Source organism: Shewanella sp. Sh95, assembly GCF_001308045.1.
Classification (GTDB): Bacteria; Pseudomonadota; Gammaproteobacteria; order Enterobacterales; family Shewanellaceae; genus Shewanella; species Shewanella xiamenensis.
In genome coordinates, this window is the sequence record NZ_LGYY01000254.1 from 1 (window position 1) to 840 (window position 840).

Genomic DNA, 840 nt, shown 5'->3' on the forward strand with positions numbered 1-840 from the left:
ATGGGGCGCTGCAGTTTGCTGACGGCACTCCGGCGACAGGCTACAGCTACAACGCCACCACCGGCGTTATCAGCTGGACGGAAACCGCCCCGGGTGAAGGTGGCAGCATCACGGTCACCGCGACCCAGACCGATGCAGCCAACAACACCTCAGGCCCAGGCTCTGACACTGCAACCGTGGCGGATGAAACCGCCCCGAATGCCCCGACCGTATTGATCGTCGATGACGGCAATCCAGGTGATGGCTCACTCACGCAAGCCGAAATCAACGGTGATGGCGTACAGCTCCAAGTCACCATCAACCATGCCGACTTTGCTGAAGGCGGTCACGTGAACCTGACTATCGTCAATGGCACCGCGACCACCGATGTGGAACTGAAGCTGGTGAATGGGGCGCTGCAGTTTGCTGACGGCACTCCGGCGACAGGCTACAGCTACAACGCCACCACCGGCGTTATCAGCTGGACGGAAACCGCCCCGGGTGAAGGTGGCAGCATCACGGTCACCGCGACCCAGACCGATGCAGCCAACAACACCTCAGGCCCAGGCTCTGACACTGCAACCGTGGCGGATGAAACCGCCCCGAATGCCCCGACCGTATTGATCGTCGATGACGGTAACCCAGGTGATGGCCTGCTGACGCAAGCCGAAATCAACGGTGATGGCGTACAGCTCCAAGTCACCATCAACCATGCCGACTTTGCTGAAGGCGGCCACGTGAACCTGACTATCGTCAATGGCACCGCGACCACCGATGTGGAACTGAAGCTGGTGAATGGGGCGCTGCAGTTTGCTGACGGCACTCCGGCGACAGGCTACAGCTACAACGCCACCACCGGCG

1 pseudogene is annotated in these 840 nt (G+C 61.0%); it reads left to right on the forward strand.

The annotated features are described in order from the left end of the window. Window positions 1-840: pseudogene (locus AEA42_RS22735) on the forward strand (hypothetical protein); the annotation flags it as partial.